The organism is Pseudomonas anatoliensis, from assembly GCF_017976235.1.
Classification (GTDB): Bacteria; Pseudomonadota; Gammaproteobacteria; order Pseudomonadales; family Pseudomonadaceae; genus Aquipseudomonas; species Aquipseudomonas anatoliensis.
The window spans coordinates 168,683-188,595 of sequence record NZ_JACVHC010000002.1 but is presented as its reverse complement, the minus strand read 5'-3'; the positions used below and the strand labels follow the sequence as shown (position 1 = coordinate 188,595).

The 19,913-nt window shown below is 56.1% G+C and carries 9 protein-coding genes; 6 read left to right on the top strand and 3 right to left on the bottom strand.

The genetic code is table 11. The annotated features are described in order from the left end of the window. Window positions 1-226 precede the first annotated feature (226 nt). From ICA16_RS06285 to ICA16_RS06260, 6 genes are all read left to right on the top strand, one after another. Window positions 227-2,491: a GGDEF/EAL domain-containing response regulator gene (locus ICA16_RS06285; protein WP_210700247.1), complete on the top strand. Its 2,265-nt coding sequence runs from the start codon at window positions 227-229 to the stop codon at window positions 2,489-2,491. After that, on the top strand, window positions 2,488-4,410 hold the full coding sequence (locus ICA16_RS06280) for a putative bifunctional diguanylate cyclase/phosphodiesterase (RefSeq protein WP_210700246.1): 1,923 nt from the start codon (window positions 2,488-2,490) through the stop codon (window positions 4,408-4,410). The genes ICA16_RS06285 and ICA16_RS06280 overlap by 4 nt, the downstream gene beginning before the upstream one ends. A gap of 26 nt (window positions 4,411-4,436) precedes the next feature. Then, window positions 4,437-5,360 (top strand): cytochrome-c peroxidase, encoded by a 924-nt coding sequence (locus tag ICA16_RS06275; RefSeq protein WP_414704734.1) that lies wholly within the window; start codon window positions 4,437-4,439, stop codon window positions 5,358-5,360. Further along, entirely contained in the window at window positions 5,357-7,171 is a 1,815-nt protein-coding gene (locus ICA16_RS06270; protein WP_210555012.1) for a DAHL domain-containing protein, read from the top strand. The genes ICA16_RS06275 and ICA16_RS06270 overlap by 4 nt, the downstream gene beginning before the upstream one ends. After that, the gene (locus ICA16_RS06265) at window positions 7,168-8,565 is read left to right on the top strand and encodes an ATP-binding protein (protein WP_210700244.1); all 1,398 of its coding nucleotides are present in this window, start codon (window positions 7,168-7,170) and stop codon (window positions 8,563-8,565) included. Before ICA16_RS06270 ends, ICA16_RS06265 begins: the two co-directional genes overlap by 4 nt. 92 nt (window positions 8,566-8,657) lie before the next feature. Further along, complete coding sequence (locus ICA16_RS06260; RefSeq protein ID WP_210700243.1) at window positions 8,658-10,277, top strand: FMN-binding glutamate synthase family protein; 1,620 nt, start codon at window positions 8,658-8,660, stop codon at window positions 10,275-10,277. 254 nt (window positions 10,278-10,531) lie between these two features. On the opposite strand, the gene ICA16_RS06255 is transcribed toward ICA16_RS06260, so the two are convergent. From ICA16_RS06255 to ICA16_RS06245, 3 genes are all read right to left on the bottom strand, one after another. Continuing rightward, window positions 10,532-13,771 carry a hypothetical protein gene (locus ICA16_RS06255; protein WP_210700242.1) on the bottom strand — a complete coding sequence of 1,080 codons (3,240 nt, stop codon included), beginning with the start codon at window positions 13,769-13,771 and terminating at the stop codon, window positions 10,532-10,534. Window positions 13,772-14,187: 416 nt separating this feature from the next. After that, window positions 14,188-17,727, bottom strand: a complete 3,540-nt coding sequence (locus ICA16_RS06250) for a hypothetical protein (protein ID WP_210700241.1) — start codon at window positions 17,725-17,727, stop codon at window positions 14,188-14,190. A gap of 320 nt (window positions 17,728-18,047) precedes the next feature. Then, entirely contained in the window at window positions 18,048-19,469 is a 1,422-nt protein-coding gene (locus ICA16_RS06245; RefSeq protein WP_150601760.1) for an amino acid permease, read from the bottom strand. Window positions 19,470-19,913 lie beyond the last annotated feature (444 nt).

Here is a 19,913-nt window from a genome sequence, read left to right as displayed (position 1 = left end):
CCTGACAGGCGCGCCGACAGACGTCCTGACTTGCCTGCGCTTGAAGGCAAGGCTAGATGATTTTCGCGGGGCTCACGCAATACATTGGTTACACACCTGCAAGCGAAGTGCCCTGCGGCCAACTATGCTCAAGAGGTCGAACGACACCAACGGCCTGCGTGCGGGCATGCAAGGAGGGGAAAAGGATGCTCCCGAGTAACAGCGAGTCTGGATTTGGCGTTGCGCCGTGATTGCGCAAGCCGGGCCGATCAACCGCCGCATACTCATCGTCGACGATACCGCGTCGATTCATGCCGATTATCTGAAAATACTCAGTCCGGGCAATGCAGGCTCCGACAGCCTCGGGGAAACTGAAAACCTGCTGTTCGGCACCCCGGCCACCGCACCGAAAGAGCACTTTGAACTGGACTCGGCATTTCAGGGAAGCGAAGCGCTGGAAAAACTGCAAGCCGCCATGGCCGCTCAACGCCCTTATGCGATGGCGTTCATTGACATGCGCATGCCGCCGGGCTGGGATGGCCTGGAAACCATCGAACGGCTGTGGCAGGTCGACCCCAAGCTGCAAGTCGCGTTGTGCACGGCCTACACCGATTATTCCTGGGAAGATATCGATCAGCGGCTGGGACTGACCGATGGTCTGCTGATTCTGAAAAAACCCTTCGATGCGATCGAGATCCGCCAGATGGCCAGTGCCCTCACGGTCAAATGGCAGATGACCGAGGACGCCGCGCTGAAAATGACGCAACTCGAACTGGCCGTTCAGGAGCGCACGCGAGAGCTGTCCGACGCCAATATCATCGTGCAGAACAGCCCGACGATCCTTTACCGGTTGCGCGGCGACCCCTCGTTCAAATTGATGTATATCTCGCACAACATCACGCGATACGGCCATGTGGCCGCCGATCTGGTGGCATCGGCAAACTGGGCGCAGGATCTGATTCATCCCGACGATCAGGCTGGCGTAGATGCCGCCATGGCCCGGGTGCTGGATCGACACGCATTGGGCGCCTCGATCGAGTTTCGCCTGCGCACCGGAGAAGGCACCTGGCGCTGGGTAGAGAATCGCTACGTTCCGGTCCGCGACCACGATGGCCGCTTGCTGGAGGTCGAAGGCATCATCCTCGACATCACCGAGCGCCGTGTGGCCGAGGAGAAGCTCGCCTTGCTGGCTCGCACGGACGGTCTCACCGGGCTGGCCAATCGCGCCACCCTGATCGAGCGTCTGCATCAGGCGTTTGCCGGCGCACGTCGGGGCGCAGCGCCATTCGCGGTGTTTTATCTGGATCTGGACCACTTCAAGCGAATCAACGACAGCCTCGGTCACCCGATCGGCGATCTGCTATTGCAGGAAGTGGCGCGGCGGATCAAATCGAGTGTGCGCGAAAACGACGTCACGGCGCGCCTGGGCGGCGACGAATTTGCGATTCTGCAACTGGACGTCAGCGACCCGACCCGTTCCGCCGCCATGGCCAGCAATATCCTCGATGCGCTGACGGCGCCGTTCCACCTGGCGGGCAATGCCGTGCATATTTCAGCCAGCATCGGCATCAGCACCTACAGCGACGCCTGCCACGACGCCGACAGCCTGCTGGGGCAGGCGGACATGGCGCTGTACCGCGCCAAGGACACGGGGCGCAATCAGTATCACTTCCACTCTGAGGCGATTACCCAGGAAGTGGCCGAGCGCATGGCCATCGTCAATGAGCTGATGATTGCACTGGAACGCGATGAACTGGAGTTGAAATACGCGCCGGAAGTCGACATGCACAGCGGCAGGATTTTAGGCATGGAAGCGCAGGTCTGCTGGAACCATCCCCAGCGCGGCCTGCTGCAGGCGGGCGCGTTTGTCCCGGCCGCGGAGATAACCGGCGCCATCATTCACCTCGGTCGCTGGGTGCTGGATCGCGCCTGCCGGCAAATGAGCCAGTGGCGCAACGCCGGGGTAGCGCCACCGGTGATGGCGATCAAGATTTCGCTGGCCCAACTCAAGAGTGGCCCCGAGCTTATCTACGACGTATTGCGCACCACCGCACGCCATGAACTCGCCCCCTGGGATCTGCGTTTTGACGTCACCGAAGCGACGCTGGCCCAGACCAAGTGGACCCACAACGACGTGCTGCCGAGATTGAGTGAGCTGGGGGTGAAAATCGCCATCGATGATTTTGGCACCGAATACTCATCGTTCGACTACCTGAAAACCTATCGGGTCAATCACCTGAAACTCGCCCAGTCGTTTCTGGACAGCGCGACTCAGGACACGGCCGGGGCCAACACGCTGAAGGCGATCATCAATTTCGCCAGGGATCTGGGTATCGGCATCATTGCCGAAGGCGGCCAGCAGCCGGGGCAACCGCTAATTCCAACACCCGACGTTCCGCTGCCGGCTGCGCAGGGCCTTTACTTTCGGGAGGCGCTCAGCCCCGAGCGCGCGGTCCGGATGCTCACGGCCGCCAGCAGCGAGTCGAACGGCACAAGGGAGAGTGAGGGATGAAAACGCCCTTTGCCCAGACCAACCGCCGGATTCTGATCATCGACGATACCCCGGCGATTCACGCTGACTTTCGCAAGATACTCACCCCGGACACCAGCGGCGAAGCAGATCTGAACAGCCTGGAACAGACGCTGTTCGGCACCCGACAGGCATCGCACCTGGCCTTCCAGCTCGACTCCGCCTATCAAGGGCAAGAAGCGCTGAAACTGGTTCAACTGGCTCTGGAGCAAGGGCGCCCCTATGCGCTCGCCTTCACCGACATGCGCATGCCGCCCGGCTGGGATGGTCTGGAAACCATCGAAAGACTGTGGCAAGCCGATCCGAACCTGCAAATCGCCTTATGCACCGCCTACACCGACTACAGCTGGGAGGCCATGGCCGAGCGGCTGGAGTTCGGCGATCAGTTGCTGATCCTGAAAAAACCTTTCGATGCCCTGGAAATTCGCCAGATGGCCAACGCCCTGACCTGGAAATGGCAACTGGCTCAGGATGCCGCACTGAAGATGCTCAACCTCGAACAGACTATCGAGGCACGGGTCCACGAATTGCTCAAGGTGTCGCATCTGTTGCAGTACGACAGCCTCACAGGTCTGCCCAACAGCACCCTGCTCGGTGACCGCCTGACTCAGCACCTTGCTGCCTGCCGACGCCATGACAAAAAACTGGTGGTGCTGTTCCTCGGTCTGGATCGCTTCAAGCGCATCAACAATGCGCTGGGGCATCCGGCCGGCGACGAAATGCTCAAACGGGTGGGTCAGCAGTTGCTCAAAAGCGTGCGCGGATCGGACTCGGTTTTTCGCTACGGCTCTGACGAGTTCGTGGTGATTCTCACCGATATCAACCACCCCCAGCAGACCCGCAGCATCGCCGAAAAACTGCTGGGCATTATCCGCACGCCACAAATGATCGCGGGGCATGACGTCAGCGTCACCGCCAGCATGGGGTTAAGCGTTTATCCGGACGACGGGCTTGAGGCCACCGAACTGATCAAGAAAGCTGAAACGGCCATGCGTAACGTCAAGGACAGCGGACCGGACAATTACGGTTTTTTCATCGAGGCGATGAATGCGCGCGCCCGGGAACAGCAGAGTATCGAATCCGGTATTCGCCAGGCGTTGCAGCGAAATGAATTTGTCTTGCACTACCAGCCAAAAATCGCCTTGGAGAGCGGTCGGATTGTCGGTGCGGAAGCGCTGGTTCGCTGGCAAAAACCGGGGCATGGCTGGGTCTACCCGTCAGACTTTATTCCAGTGGCCGAAGACAGCGGGCTGATCGTCCCGCTGAGCAAATGGGTGTTGGCCGAAGCCTGCCGCCAGACGCGGCAATGGCAAGCAGCAGGATTGCCGCCGATCCGCATGTCGGTCAACACCTCGGCCATCGACTTTCGCCAGCGCCACTTTGTCGAGAGCGTCGAACAGGTGCTTGCAGACACGGGGCTGGACCCCTGCCTGCTGGAGCTGGAAATCACCGAAAGTGTGCTGATGCAAAACGTCGACGCGACCATGAGCGCGTTGCAACGGTTGAAAGCACTGGGGATCAAGCTCGCCATCGATGACTTCGGTACCGGGTATTCAAGCCTCAGCTACCTGCGTCGCTTCCCTATCGATGTACTGAAAATCGATCAGTCATTCATTCGTGGTCTGAGCAGCGACAGCAGCGATGCCGCGCTGGTCGGCGCGATCATCAGCCTGGGCAAGAGCCTGAGTCTGAACGTCATCGCCGAAGGCGTGGAAACAGCAGCGCAACTGCAATATCTCAAGGATCACCATTGCGAAGAAGCTCAGGGTTTCTACTTCAGCGAAGCCTTGCCGGCACCGGCATTTGCCCAACTGCTGAGCGCAGGACTGCCGGGGCCCTGGGCCGATCCATCGGCCTCCAGCGACAGTCCACCGACCAGCACGGGGGACAATCTCCAATGAGCCTTTTCCGTTACACGCTAGCCTTCATGTTTTGCGGGGTTTGTATCAATGCTGTCAGCGAGCCATTGAACCAGCCACTCAAGCCGTTGCCCGAGATGGCTCCCGTTAATCGCGAACGCGTCGCGCTCGGTCGCCAATTGTTCAATGATCCGCGGCTATCGGCGAACAACACGTTGTCCTGCGCCAGTTGCCACCAACTGGACAAGGGCGGTGCCGACACCCGCGCCCTGTCGCTGGGCTTCGATGGCAAACCGGTGGCGTTCAACACGCCCACGGTGCTCAACGCCAGCCTCAATTTCCGGCAATTCTGGGACGGACGGGTCGAGACGCTGGAGGAGCAAACCGACAATGTCATCACCAGCCCCCACGAAATGGGCGGTGACTGGAAAACCGTCGTGCAACGCATCACCGACGATCCCGGCTACCGCAAAGCCTTCGACGGCGCCTACCCGGATGCCGTGACCCAAGCCAATATCCAGAATGCGCTCGCCACCTACGAACGCACCCTGTTATCCCCCGGGTCGCGCTTCGATCAATACCTTTTGGGCGATACCGACATCCTCACCCTCGAAGAAAAGTACGGCTATCAACGCTTCAAGGACTACGGCTGCATCGCCTGCCATCAGGGCGTGAACATCGGCGGCAACATGTTTCAGAAGTTCGGCGTATTCGGTGATTACATCGCCGATCGCGGTAACCCGACGGCGGCTGACCAGGGACGATTCAACGTCACCGGCGACGAAGCTGATCGCGCGGTTTTCAAGGTGCCTAGTCTGCGTAATGTCGCGCTGACCGCACCGTACTTCCACGACGGTTCAGCCCCCGACCTCGAACGGGCCGTGGACGTCATGTTCCAGTATCAACTGGGGCGCATGCCGAGCGCAGAAGACAAAACACTGATCATCCAGTTTCTCAAGACCCTGTCCGGCCAATGGGAGGGCAAGCCATGAAGAAGATGTCACGCAGAACCAGCCTGCTGTTGGTCACGCTGGTAGCCATTCTGCTGGCCTCGACGCTGTTGTTCCTCTACCTCAAGTCCAGCTCCGAAAAGACTGTCACGTACATCGAATCGCGCGACTTGATCCGCCAGATCACCCAACAGGACGCGCGTTGGGAAAACGAGATACTCAAAGCGCGCGTGGCGATTTCCCATAACTACGACCCGCTGGTGTCTCCGGTGATCGAGATGCGCCAGTTGTGGGAGCGCTTCGCCACAATGGAGTCGGGGCATGGGCGCAAGGACTCCAGGCAATGGAACGATGCGCACGAAGGCTTTCTCAAAGCGATGCAGGAAAAGACTCGCCTGGTGGAGCAGTTCAAGTCACACAACGCCTTGTTGCGTAACTCCCTGGCCTTCCTGCCGACCGCCGAAGACGATATCCAGGCGCAACTGGCGGACTTGTCCGACCTCGACAAGCTGCAAGTACAAAACATCGCCACCGACACCTACGACTTGCTGCTCAGTGCCCTGGAATTCGCCCAGGTCACCTCTGCCGACAAGGCCGCCGACATCGAAGTGGGGCTGAACAAACTGGCGGTGAACGCGCAACGCTTGCCGGAAGAATTTCATGCCCCGGTGAAGATTCTCAGCAGTCACGTCGCGCTGATCTTGCGCGAGCAGCCAATCGTCAACGAACTGCTGGAAAACATCGAAGCCGTGCCCGTGGCCGAACGCCTGGACGACATCACCCACATGCTCAACCTGGACCAGCAACGGGTCGAAAAAATCGATCGCGAGTACCACTTCTACATGCTGCTGTTTTCCGTGCTGCTGATGTTGTCGCTGCTGTGGCTGGCCGTCCGGCTGATCCGCAGCTTCGCCGAGATCCACCGGGTCAACAACGCCCTGCAAAATGCCAACGATGTGCTGGAACAAAGGGTCGAAGAACGCACCCAGGAACTCAAGAATGCCCAGAGCGAACTGCTCGACGCCGCGCGGCAGGCGGGCATGGCTGAAATCGCGACCAACGTGTTGCACAACGTCGGCAACGTGCTCAACAGCGTGAACATCTCCTGCGAGCTGATCGGGCGAAAACTGCGCAGCAGCAAGGCGCTTGGCCTGGGCAAGGCCATGCAGTTGATCAACGCACACCCCAACGACCTCGGGCATTTCCTCAGTGAGGACGACAAGGGCAAATTGCTGCCCGGCTATCTCAATCAACTGGTCAGCGCGATTGCCCAGGAACAGCAGGAAATGGCCGATGAACTGGGCCAGATGAACAAGAGCGTCGACCACATCAAGGACATCGTCGCCACCCAGCAGTCCTACGCGGGGGCCAACAGCATGACCGAACCGCTGTATATCGACGAGCTGCTGGAAGACGCCCTGCGCATGAATGCCGGCGCGCTGACTCGCCATCACGTAACCGTGGTCAGGCAATACAGTGAAGTGCCCCAGGTGATGGGTGACAAACACCGCTTGCTGCTGATTCTGATCAACCTCATCAGCAACGCCAAATACGCCATGACTGACCTCAGCAACCGCCCTCGGACAATGACACTCGGGGTGGAAATCGTTGACGAGACCTTTCTGCAAATCAGCGTCCGGGACGATGGTGAAGGCATCGCCCCGGAAAACATGACACGGATCTTTGCTCACGGTTTTACCACGCGCAAAGAGGGCCACGGTTTTGGCCTGCACAGTTGCGCGCTGGCGGCGATCGAAATGAACGGCCACCTCACTGCCCATAGCGACGGACCAGGGCTGGGGGCCTTGTTCACCTTGCAACTTCCGCTGATCACCGTAACGGAGAACGCATGAGCGAACTGTCGAACCGTCGCATTTTGCTGATCGACGACATGCCGTCGATTCACGAAGACTTTCGCAAGATTCTCACGCCGCCCCTGGCGCACTCGGCAGAACTGGACGAGATGGAGACGGCGCTGTTTGGTGCTCAAGTCCGCCCGCAACGACCGAATTTCGAGCTCGACTCCGCTTACGGTGGCGAGGAAGGACTGGCCAAACTCAACCTCGCCCTGCAGGAGCAGTGTCCCTACGCCTTGGCGTTTGTCGACATGCGCATGCCCGACGGATGGGACGGCGCGAAAACCATCGAACACCTTTGGCAGCAGGATCCGCAATTGCAGGTGGTCGTCTGTACGGCGTATTCCGACTATTCCTGGGACGAGTTACTGGATCGCCTGCAGGCTCACGACCGTCTGCTGATCCTGAAAAAACCCTTCGACAACATTGAAGTCCAGCAAATGGCCAACACGCTGCTGACCAAGTGGCAGATGACCGAACGCGCGTCATTGCAAATGCATCATCTGGAACATCTGGTGGATCAGCGCACCGCCCAGTTCAAGCAGGCCAGCGTGGCCTTGCAGCGCGAGATCGACGAGCGCAAACAACTGGAAAGTCAGTTGGTGCAGTCCGAAAAGCTTGCCTCGCTCGGACAACTGGCAGCAGGGGTTGCCCATGAAATCAACAACCCGATCGGCTTCATTTCCTCCAACCTCGGTTCGCTTGACGGGTACTTTCAGCAGCTGCTGAGCATGCTCGACGCCTATCAGGCCGCCGGGCAAACGCTGCCACCCGAACCCGCCGCGCAACTGCAAAAACTGCGTAAAGAGCTCGAACTGGATTTCCTGCTTGAGGATATTCCTGTGCTGATCCGAGAATCCAAGGAAGGCATCGGGCGCGTCAGCCAGATCGTCAAGGACCTGAAGGATTTCTCCCGGGTCGACACCCAGCAACAATGGCAGTGGGCCAATCTGCAACAAGGCATCGAATCGACCCTGAACATTGTCGCCAGCGAACTCAAATACAAGGCCGATGTGGTCAAGGAATATCAGAATCTGCCGGACATCGAATGCCTGCCGTCGCAGATCAATCAGGTGATCATGAATTTGGTGGTCAATGCCGTGCAGGCCATGGGACCTGAACGCGGCGTCATCACCCTGCGCACGGGGCTGCAAGGGGAAACCGCGTGGATCGAAGTGGCTGACAACGGGTCAGGCATTGCGCCCGAAACCTTGCAGAAAATCTTCGACCCGTTCTTCACTACCAAACCGGTGGGGCAAGGGACAGGGCTGGGTTTGTCCCTGTCCTATGGCATCGTGAAAAAACACGGCGGGGATATTTCGGTGCGCAGCGAACTCGGGGCTGGCACTACGTTCCGTGTGCTGTTGCCGCTGCGTCAGTCTGTTGCCTGACGCCGAAATAGGCAGAAAGTCTGGCTGTTCACGGTTTCTACGTTGGCGCAGAATCCCTGCCTGCCCTACAAAGTCCGAACCAAGGAAACCGTATGAGCCTGTCCCTCCTGAGCCGCTACGCCTTCTTTGCCGTCTGCGTGATGTTCACCCTCGCCAGCCTGCCTTTTCTCGAACATGACTGGCTGTGGCCGATCACCGCCGTCACTGGCGTGCTAAGCCTGCTCGGTCTGTTCGACCTGCTGCAAAGCCCGCACGCGGTGCGCCGCAACTACCCGATTCTGGGCAACATCCGTTATCTGGTCGAAGGCATCCGCCCGGAGATTCGCCAGTATTTGCTGGAGTCCGACAGCGACGCCCTGCCCTTCTCGCGCGCTCAGCGTTCGCTGGTCTACTCGCGGGCAAAAAATGAAAGCGCCGACAAACCGTTCGGCACGCTGATCGATGTCTACCAATCCGGTTTTGAATTCATCGGCCATTCGATGCGTCCGGCGCCATTGAGCGACCCGAGCAGTTTTCGTGTCACCGTTGGTGGTCCGCAGTGCACGCAGCCGTATTCGGCGTCGGTGTTCAATATCTCGGCGATGAGCTTCGGTTCGCTCAGCGCCAACGCCATCCGCGCACTGAACCAAGGGGCGAAGCTTGGCAACTTCGCCCACGACACCGGCGAAGGCAGCATCAGCCCGTATCACCGTGAACACGGCGGCGACCTGACCTGGGAACTGGGCAGCGGCTATTTCGGTTGCCGCACCAGCGACGGCCGATTCGACCCGGAACGCTTTGCCACCCAGGCGCAGAACCCACAAGTACGCATGATCGAAATCAAGATGAGCCAAGGCGCCAAACCGGGCCACGGCGGGATCCTGCCCAAGCACAAAGTCACCAAAGAAATCGCTGAAACCCGCGGCATCATGATGGGCGAAGACTGCGTGTCGCCGTCACGTCACAGCGCGTTTTCGACGCCGATCGAGATGATGCATTTCATCCAGCAACTGCGTGAACTGTCTGGCGGCAAACCGGTGGGTTTCAAATTCTGCCTCGGCCATCCGTGGGAGTTCATGGGCATCGCCAAAGCCATGCTGGAAACCGGCATCCTTCCCGACTTCATCGTCGTCGACGGCAAGGAAGGCGGCACCGGCGCCGCCCCCGTGGAATTCACTGACCACATTGGCGTGCCGATGCGCGAAGGGCTGCTGTTCGTCCACAACACGCTGGTCGGTTTGAATCTGCGCGACAAGATCAAACTCGGCGCCAGCGGCAAAATCGTCAGCGCCTTCGACATCGCCAGCGTGCTGGCCATCGGCGCCGACTGGGCCAACTCCGCGCGCGGCTTCATGTTCGCCATTGGCTGCATCCAGTCGCAGAGCTGCCACACCAACAAATGCCCGACTGGCGTTGCGACTCAGGACACTCTGCGCCAACGCGCGCTGGTCGTGCCGGACAAGGCGCAGCGGGTCTACAACTTCCATCGCAACACGCTCAAGGCGCTGGCGGAAATGCTCGCCGCCGCCGGCCTCGATCACCCCTCGCAACTGTCGGCCAAGCACTTGGTACGACGTATGTCGGCGACCGAGATCAAGCTGTTCTCGCAGTTGCATGTATTCCTGAAACCGGGGGAGTTGCTGACCGGAGAAGTGAATGGCGAGTTCTATTCGCGGATGTGGCAGATGGCACGGGCGGACAGTTTTGAGCCACAGGAAGTGGCGGCGGCCTGAAGGTTGATTGTGCCAGTCTGAATCACGGGCGCATTTTTGGAAAAACTGTGAATGACCGGCGCGCCGTATTGGGACTGGTAGGCTTGTGTAGGAGTTACTTCGGCAACTCCTACAAAAGTGCGTGGACGTGTTTATACCTCTGCGCGGTTCAGGTGGCTTCGTGAAAATCCACTTCCGACGACTGGCGACGGAAGCCGTCGATGATCATCGCCATGACGATGAATCCGCAATCGTCGATCAGTTGGATCCTGTCTTCAAATCATGACTTGAATCGAGAGCAGCTCATCCGGCAAATCGGGCAACTCGACAGAAGACAGTTGTTTCACGCGTTCAATGTAACTCGCATCAATATTGTTGATATTGAACTCGCTGACTTCGTAAACGCGACCTCCTCGCGTACTTCGAAATGTATTGTGCGAAGAGGCGAGCGCACCGTTTTCCAGCACTTTAACAAAAGTTTCCTGCATGGCCGCTATAGACTCCAGCTTCGCCAGCCCCGAATTTGGATCATAAAAAAACCATTGAGGATTGCCATCGGTCACTCTAATCCCTGCAACCATTCCGTGATCTTTGGTGCTAAGCATCAGCGTTTTTGAATGGGGAGAAGAAAGCAGTGTGTTGACAATTTCATTAACAGTCATCACTTCCAGGGTCGCATTCAAATGAAAATTAGACTTTTTATTGACCTTGTCCTGAAAGTTCCGCAGATCATGGATGAATTTATTGGCTTGAGGAATATCTGGTTTGTGAGCGGCCTTGTAAAGATTTTGCAAGAGAACATCCTCTTTCCCTTGCGCCATGGCAACTGCCATGGCGCTGGAGAGTCCTGCACATTCACCTTTGGAGGCCAAGTCAACATAAGCTATATAATATGCCTGCGACATCGGGGTAACCTTTGTAAACTTTGTCGGCACGTCTTGAAGAAGCAGATTGGTAGCATAATAGGAACTATCCAGAGTCTTGCGCTTGATCTCCTTCGTTAGTGCACCAATCTGTTCCGGAAGCAACTTGGGATTTGAAGCCAACTCGTATAACTCATCGAGATCCAGACTTGGGCTATAATCGCTGATTCCTTCTAAAAGCCCATTATTGAATCCTCTTTGATAGGAGGAAAGATTTTGCGGTTTTCGCGCACTAATCAAATTATTATAAAAACGCTCGTGGTAAAGGGCACTGTCGACGCTGGGTCCAAAGATTCGTCCCTGGCCGAAAAGCTTTGGCTGAAACTCATGAGGCAAACCATATGGCTTATTGATATAGGCATTGTAGTGATACCAATTTCCGTTTTTCAAAACCCCCACGCCATCGATGCTTTTTTCACCCACTTTGAAGGTCCCCAGCACCGTCGGGCCAAACTCTTTACCCGCTGCGACCAAGAGGTCATACCCACCCGATGCCCCCCGAATCTTGTTCAATTGGTGCACGGCCATCTTCCCAACGAACTTGACCCCCTTACCCACCTGCTGCACTCCTGCCAGCACTCCAGACAGTGGATTAAGCTCACCGATGATCACTGCGCCTATGATTTTTGCAGCCTTGAGCGCCTTGCCAATTGCCGAAGCCGTCTTGGCACCGATCTTCGCCAGCTTCGCGGCAGCACTTGCGCCAGCGGTGACGAAACCTAATACATCCAGGAACAGATCTATTGCACCTTCGACATATTTGCCGTTTATAAAGTTGGTAATAGCTGACTTGAACGGGATCAAGTTGAGCACAAAATCAACCACCTTCATCGCGACCGCGTGTTCCTGTTCTAGCGTCGTCACGCCTTTGGCTTCTATGAGAACCGCTTCGTTATCCAGATCAAGATGTTGAACAAAAGCATCGGCAATCATTCGGGTTCTTACGCTGCTGTAACTGGTGGGCGTCAACGAGAGTGTTGCTGTCTTTACCCAGCGCTTTACCCCTACCAACCCGTCGGAAAACTCGAAAGACTCAATGGCGTACACGAAGCTTGGGCTGTCTGGATAGCTCCACTTTGCTGCAGGAAGTTCGCGGGTAAACTCTTTTCTTTTAATGGCTCCGCCGTGCAGATCAATTGTATAGAACTGTGTATCGGCACCCAGTTCGGTCTTCACGATCAGTTCCGGGTCCGTGGACTGGAGACTTGTGCGCCAATGGCCATCTGACTTGTAATTCTTAGATTGAAAGAAAGTGACGATGCCATACTCCAGATTCCTTCTGTCCTCAAGTGGCAACTCGGATATCAGATGTCTTATGGTCAGACGGACACCCTCCTTCAGTTTGCTGAGAGTACTGTCAAACTCAGCCTGGAAAATTTCCGGCACGCGAAGGTCATGCAGTTTGTTGATGGTCGTCCTATGGGGGCGCAGACGACTGTCGCTCGTTCTCCATAGGGTGTAACGAGAACTTTCCGTCATGGCGATATCCAACAAGGAATACGTGCCCTTTCCCCCACCCGAAGGTACGGTGGTTCGACCCGACATAGGTTCTTTATCCAGAAGTTTCTCTTCAAAAGGTACGTAGCCTTTAAACCTCTCCTTAAGCTTGGTCAGCGCGATTTCCTTGCGACTGGGGAATTGGCTTCTCAACAGGATCGACGCGTTGAGCCGGTCGGCCAATTGATCATTGAAATGTGTCTTCACGTCCTCCAGTTGTGTGGTGCTGTAAAGATCATCGGATCTTTTTTCCAGCGAACCATTGACGATCCCCCAGTCCACTAACGCTGCTGCCTGAGCCTGGAGAGTAACGTCCGGATCAGCCTGAGCAGCGCTTTCAGCGCTGTTCATGACCTGGGCGAAGGTCATACACGCGACTTTACCCGGTGTTTGAGCTTCGATCGTCTGCGCGGCAACAGCCAGGTTAAGCCATGCCGCGCTACCGTATTTCAAATGGTCGGGAAGGTCGCTGATCAGCAGCGCGGGCGCCTTCCACACCAGCAACAGGTTTGCGGTCAATCGGGCCATTCTCCGGCTGCTCAAGTGTGCCTTGACCAGATACTCAACCAGATTATTGAATATCGCCGATACAGGTTTGCCCCAATGTTTCTGATCGGCGATGTCGAACCCGGCGACCGTATTGCGCTGGGGATCCTCAAGCCCCCCCTGATGCAGGACCAACTGGATGCCGGCCATGGCGTATTCGTTGACACTGACGTCCGTGGCAATCCCGTTCAGGCGATTCTGCACCGCCAGCCCCAACGCTTGACCACGAGCGCCGGTAATAAGTTTTTCCAGCGCCGAGGGTGTATCGCCAAGCGCTTTATCAGAAAGCTGCAAATCGCTGTTCAGATAGTCCAGCACACCAAAGCCCGCAGTTCCAAAATCATCAAGACCATTCAAATAGTGGCTGGCAGCGAGCCGTAAGTTATTCTTTTGCAAGACAGACAGGGGTATCGGCCAGGACAATGCCCCGCCAAAATCGCCGAACCGGTGCGGCAGGTTTTTATCAACTTCAACATTGCCTGTAACAACACCGGCCTCATTATTATTCGCCGCAGCAACTTTACTTTCAGAACCTTTTAATTCAGACATTCGATCTTCCTTTGATCAATTACAGAGAACCAAAAGTAGATAGCAAAACGAGCAAAACAAAAAGCCGGCCTTTATTGCAAATCACTTATTCAAGCACTTCACGCATAAAGCACTTACTTACACACCCTTGACAACTGAAGTTAACAACACAGGGATTAAAACCGAATACTCATGGATTACCCCCACCGTTTGCCGACCGAACTCATTACTACACAATACAAAAAGTCGCACCCTGCAACAGTTCCTGCAGGGGAAACATCACCACTACAATCACTGCCGCACGTTGCGACTTTTTGTTTTACCGCACGCTCGTCAGCTATGAAGCCGAGCGAATCGCAACTTGTGAGTCACCGGTCGGTTGCAGGCCGGGTTCTTTCATGACGATGAAGCCTTGGTCACCAACAGGGTCTCCCCCGCTATGCCGGGATGGCCGCGTAAACCTCGCCTCGCTTCGCGACATTGGCGACCGTTTCCACCGGTTTGGTACCGGTCTTCACGATATGTGTTTGGGGATAAACCAGAGCCATCCGGGTGGAAGGCTCAAACCAGCCAGCATCATTTTTGGAATAACTGTTGATGACCGGCGCGCCGTATTGGGACTGGTAGTGTATTTTCCACTGCTTCGCCGCCCGGTCATATTTCAAGTAGGAAAATCCGGTCAGCATCGTGTCGGCATTGCCGTTCAGATCAAAACCTACTCCATAATCCGTGAACTCCATGGCAGCACTTTGCCCCATCCCGTGCTCATGAGGGGAAAGGTTGTTGTATTGAGCCGCTTCCTTGCTACCTTCGACATGCCGCACGCGCAGCGTACTGTCTCCCATCTGATCCACCACAAATGAACAGCCACCGAAACCCGGTGTGAAAACATGGTCGGCGTCCGCCCATCCCGGATGAACCGGGATATCCACATAGCCGCCCTGTGCTACCCAAAAACCGTGTACCGAATCGATTTTACCCGGCACTTCGCCGGCCTGCAGTTCCAACGCCCTCAAGGCATTGAACTCTGTTTTCACAGCGCCGGTAGTCTTCATTCGCTGCATACTGAAAATCATCGTTGCGCCACCTTCCTTGTTGGTCAATAGCGAGTTCTTTTCGAGTGGGTTTGACCAGAACTTTGAATTGAAAAGGTCGCAGCTAATCGACAGTTGAGCGAACTCCGTGCCCGATAATGCGTGGTGGATATTGGTCGGACTGGCTGTAAACGAAACTATATGATAGTCGCCCCAATTGCGGGACAGATGTGCGACTTCACTGGTCGTTATGGCTTCAATGATTGGCTCCGACAAGCCGTTTTGCAGACGCTGGCGCGTAATAGGCGAAGGGATCCATTTGATCTCGTCGGTGAGGTTTCCGCCGCGTATTGCCAGCGGTTGCCATTGATCCGGCGCCACTTGCCAGAGCCTCGCGCCGTGCGTGCGATTGGTCGCGGGATCGACAAGGATGACGTCCGTGAAATCGCTGCCCCGGGTGAAATCATTCCTGATCTGGTACACGGCCTCTGCGCCGGTTTCATCGAAGTTGCGGATATAAAAGCGCTCCCCGTCGGCACTTCGAAAAATGCCTTGGGCATTGGCTTCAAGACCGGCGATTTCAGATGGTTTGACGGTGAAGCGCCCCAAGTCCTTGTTGTCCAACCCCCCAAGACCGAGGCGGCCAGGCTTGGGTCGAAAATCGCCTGGGGGGCCATACAACCGATTGTTCACAGGATTGAGCTGATAAAACTGGCCATTTTTTAACACCCCCACACCATCGACACTCTCCTCGCCTAGCTTCCAGACGCCAATCAGTGTCGGTCCGTGTTGCTTGCCTGCAACACGCAACAGATCATAGCTGCCAGAAGCCCCGCGCAACTTGTTGAGGTAATGCAGGCTTTGGTTGCCCACGAAATTGACACCCTTGCCCAGCAATCGGGTCCCCCCCGTTACCAGCCCCGTCAACCCGCTCAAAGGGTTCAGTTCGCCAATGACTACCGCGCCGATGATTTTTGCGGCCTTGAGGGTTTTGCCGATTGCCGAAGCCGTCTTGGCACCGATCTTCGCCACCTTCGCTACAGCACCTGCGCCGGCGGTGACGAACCCCAATACGTCCATGAACAGATCCACTGCACCTTCGGCATAATTGCCTTTGATAAAGTTGGAAATAGCTGACTTGAACGGGATCAGGTCGAGTACAAAATCAATGACCCTCTGCGCGGCCGCGTCTTCCCGTTCTTTTGTAGTCTGGCCTTTGGCGTCTTTAAGAATTTTCTCATTATCCAGATCAAGATGTTTAACAAAAACATCGGCAATTGTCTGGGTTCTTACACTCGCGTAACTGGCCGGAGTTGTCGAGAGAATCGCTGTAGTTGGCAAGAGCTTTGCCGCCACCGACTTGTCGAAGGCATGGAAGGACTCAGTGGCGTACTGAATACTCGGGCTGCCAGTATTGTAAGACTCGCCTGGAACGGCTTGGGTAAACTCAACTCTTTCAATGACTCCACGATTCAAATGAATGTTATAGACCGTTGTATCACGGCCCAACTCAGTCTTAATGGTCAGTTTCGCGTCCGTGGACTGGAGATCTTTTCCCCAATGGCCGTTTGACTTGTAAGTTTTATGTTGAAAAAAAGTCACGCGGCCATATTCCAGATTCTTTCTGTCCTCAAGTGGCAACTCGGATATCAGATGGCTTATGGTCAGACGGACACCGTCCTTCAGCTTGCCGAGCGTATTGTCAAACCGAGTCTGGAAGGTTTGCGGCACGTCTAGGTTGTGCAGTTCGTTGATGGTATTCAGATGCAGGACCAGGCGGGCATCGCGAGTTTTCCATCGACGGGGACGGGAGCTTCCCGTCATGGCGATATCCAATAAGGAATACTTGCCATTCCACCCGTCCGCAGAGAGGAAGACTCCATCGCCGCCCTCTGCTGTTTCTTGTTCCAGAAGGCGCTCTTCAAAAGGTACGTCACCTGTAAACCGTTCTTTAAGCCTGGCCAACGCGATTTCTTTGCGACTGGGGAATTGGCTTCTCAACAGGATCGACGCGTTGAGCCGGTCGGCCAATTGATCATTGAAATGTGTCTTCACGTCCTCCAGTTGTGTGGTGCTGTAAAGATCATCGGATCTTTTTTCCAGCGAACCATTGACGATCCCCCAGTCCACTAACGCTGCTGCCTGAGCCTGGAGAGTAACGTCCGGATCAGCCTGAGCAGCGCTTTCAGCGCTGTTCATGACCTGGGCGAAGGTCATACACGCGACTTTACCCGGTGTTTGAGCTTCGATCGTCTGCGCGGCAACAGCCAGGTTAAGCCATGCCGCGCTACCGTATTTCAAATGGTCGGGAAGGTCGCTGATCAGCAGCGCGGGCGCCTTCCACACCAGCAACAGGTTTGCGGTCAATCGGGCCATTCTCCGGCTGCTCAAGTGTGCCTTGACCAGATACTCAACCAGATTATTGAATATCGCCGACGCGGGTTTGCCCCAGTGTTTCTCACCTGCCAGGTCGAACCCGGCGACCGTGTTGCGCTGAGGATCTTCAAGCGATCCCTGATACAGGACCAACTGGATGCCGGCCATGGCGTATTCATTGATACTGACATCCGTGGCAATCCCGTTCAGGCGATTCTGCACCGCCAGCCCCAACGCTTGGCCACGAGCGCCGGTAATCAGTTTTTCCAGCGCCGAGGGTGCATCGCGAAGTGCGTCATCAGAAAGTCGCACCTCACCGTTCAGATAATCAAGCACACCAATGTACGCACTTTCCGGGTTCTCGATACGATTCAAATAGTGGCTGGCGGCGAGCAGCACATTACCCTTTTGAGAGACCGACAAAGGCATCGGCCAAGACAGTGCCCCGCCAAAATCGCCGAACCGGTGCGGCACGACTTTATCAACTTTAAAATAGACCGGAACTGCATTGGACTCGTTATTTTCTGCCGCAGCAGTATTACTTGCGGAACCGTTAGATTCAGACATTCGATCATCCCTTGATCAATTAAAGAGGACCAAAAGTAAATAACGAAACACACAAAACAAGAAGCCGGCATCTATTGCAAATTACTTACCCGACCAACTTAAGCACCACTTTCTAACACATGAATACTTTATAGCCAGAGCCAACCACAGAGGGATTAAAACCACATATAGAAAGGTTACTTATACCGCCCGCCGATCAAATTCATTACCGCATAAATACAAAAAGTCGCACCCTGCAACAGTTCCTGCAGGAGAAATATATTCACCACTACAGGCACTGCCGCACGTTGCGACTTTTTGTTTTACCGCACGCTCGTCAGTTATGAGGCAGCGCGAACTGCTCCTTGTGAGTCACCGGTCGGTTGCAACTTGAACACGTAGAACAACACAGTCAGCAACACCAGGAACGCCGGGCCCACGTACAAGGCGACGCGGGTGTCCGGGAAGTACGCCATCAGGCCGACCACCAGCACCAGGAACGCCAGCGCAAAGTACGAACTGATCGGGTATAGCCACATTTTGTATTTGAGTGCGGCACGTTCGCTGGCGCTCAAACCTTTGCGGAACTTCAATTGCGCCAGCAGGATCATCACCCAGGTCCAGATCGCGCCGAATGTCGCAATCGAGGTTACCCAGACGAAGACTTTTTCCGGCACCAGATAGTTGAGCAGTACGCCCAGCAGCAGCGCAGCGATCGACAGCAACAGTGCACGACGCGGCACGCCATTGCTCGAGGTCTTGGCGAAACCGGCCGGCGCCTGGCCATTCTGCGCCAGGCTATAGAGCATGCGCCCGGTGCTGAAAATGCCGCCGTTGCAGGACGACAGTGCGGCGGTGATCACCACGAAGTTGATGATGCCGGCGGCAGTCTTGATGCCAAGACGCTCGAAGGTCATCACGAACGGACTGCCCTGAGTGCCGATCTCGTTCCACGGATAGATCGACAGAATCACGAACAAGGCGCCGACGTAGAACAGCAGAATCCGCCAGAACACCGAGCCGATGGCGTTGGGGATGGTCTTCTGCGGGTTCTTCGCTTCACCGGCGGTCAGGCCGATCATCTCGACCCCGAGGTAGGCGAACATGACCATTTGCAGGGACATCAGCACACCGGTCACGCCGTTGGGCATGAAGCCGCCGTGGGCCCACAGGTTGGAAATCCCCAGTGCCACGCCGTCATTGCCGAAACCGAAAGCGATGATGCCGATGCCGCCGATCACCATGGCAATGATGGTGACGATCTTGATCAGGGCGAACCAGAACTCGAACTCACCGAAGGCCTTCACCGCGATCAGGTTGATCGAGCCCATGCTGATCAACGCCGCGAGGGCCCAGATCCAGCGCGGGACATCGGGGAACCAGATGCCCATGTAGACGGCGACGGCGGTGATTTCCGCGACGCAGGTCACCAGCCACAGAAACCAGTAGTTCCAGCCAGTGAGAAAACCTGCCAACGGGCCGAGATAATCTTGCGCATAGCGACTGAACGACCCGGCTACCGGGTTGTGCACGGCCATCTCGCCGAGGGCGCGCATGATCACCAGGATCGCCAGACCGCCCAGAATGTAGGAAATCATGATCGCCGGGCCGGCCATTTCAATGGCTTTGGCCGAACCCAGAAACAGACCGACGCCGATACAGGCACCGAGCGCCATCAGGCGAATATGCCGTTCGCCGAGTTCACGTTTGAGCGGACCGCCCTGAGCGGTTTCGCCGTGAGGCAGGTGATTGCCAACTGGCATAGGGGTACAACCTCGTCTTGTTATTGGATATGACCACCGAGTGTCGAAGCGTCGGCCGATAGACCTTGGCTCACCTGAAACCGCACCTGCTTCATGGGCAAACGCGTCTTGTAGGACAAAACCTGCAAGATCAGTGGGGCGTGCAGTATAAAAAGCTTCCGACAGGTTATTTCACTCTATAAACCACAACATTTAGCGAGAACTCTCGGTAAAAGCCCGGTATTCGGAGAGGCATCAACTGCTTAAGTAGGAATATTCGCTATCGAAAAAGGCGCCGAGTATTGCACAGCATTGGTGCATCGTCATGCCCCTGCTTTGGCAGCGTTTATTGCTGGAAGGCTCTACCCCGGCAACTTGCAAGACACCGGACTACTTGAGGCAGGGTTTAACCTGTGCTGAGAAGACTTATCTGTGCTGAAGGGATTTGTGGCGAGGGGATTTATC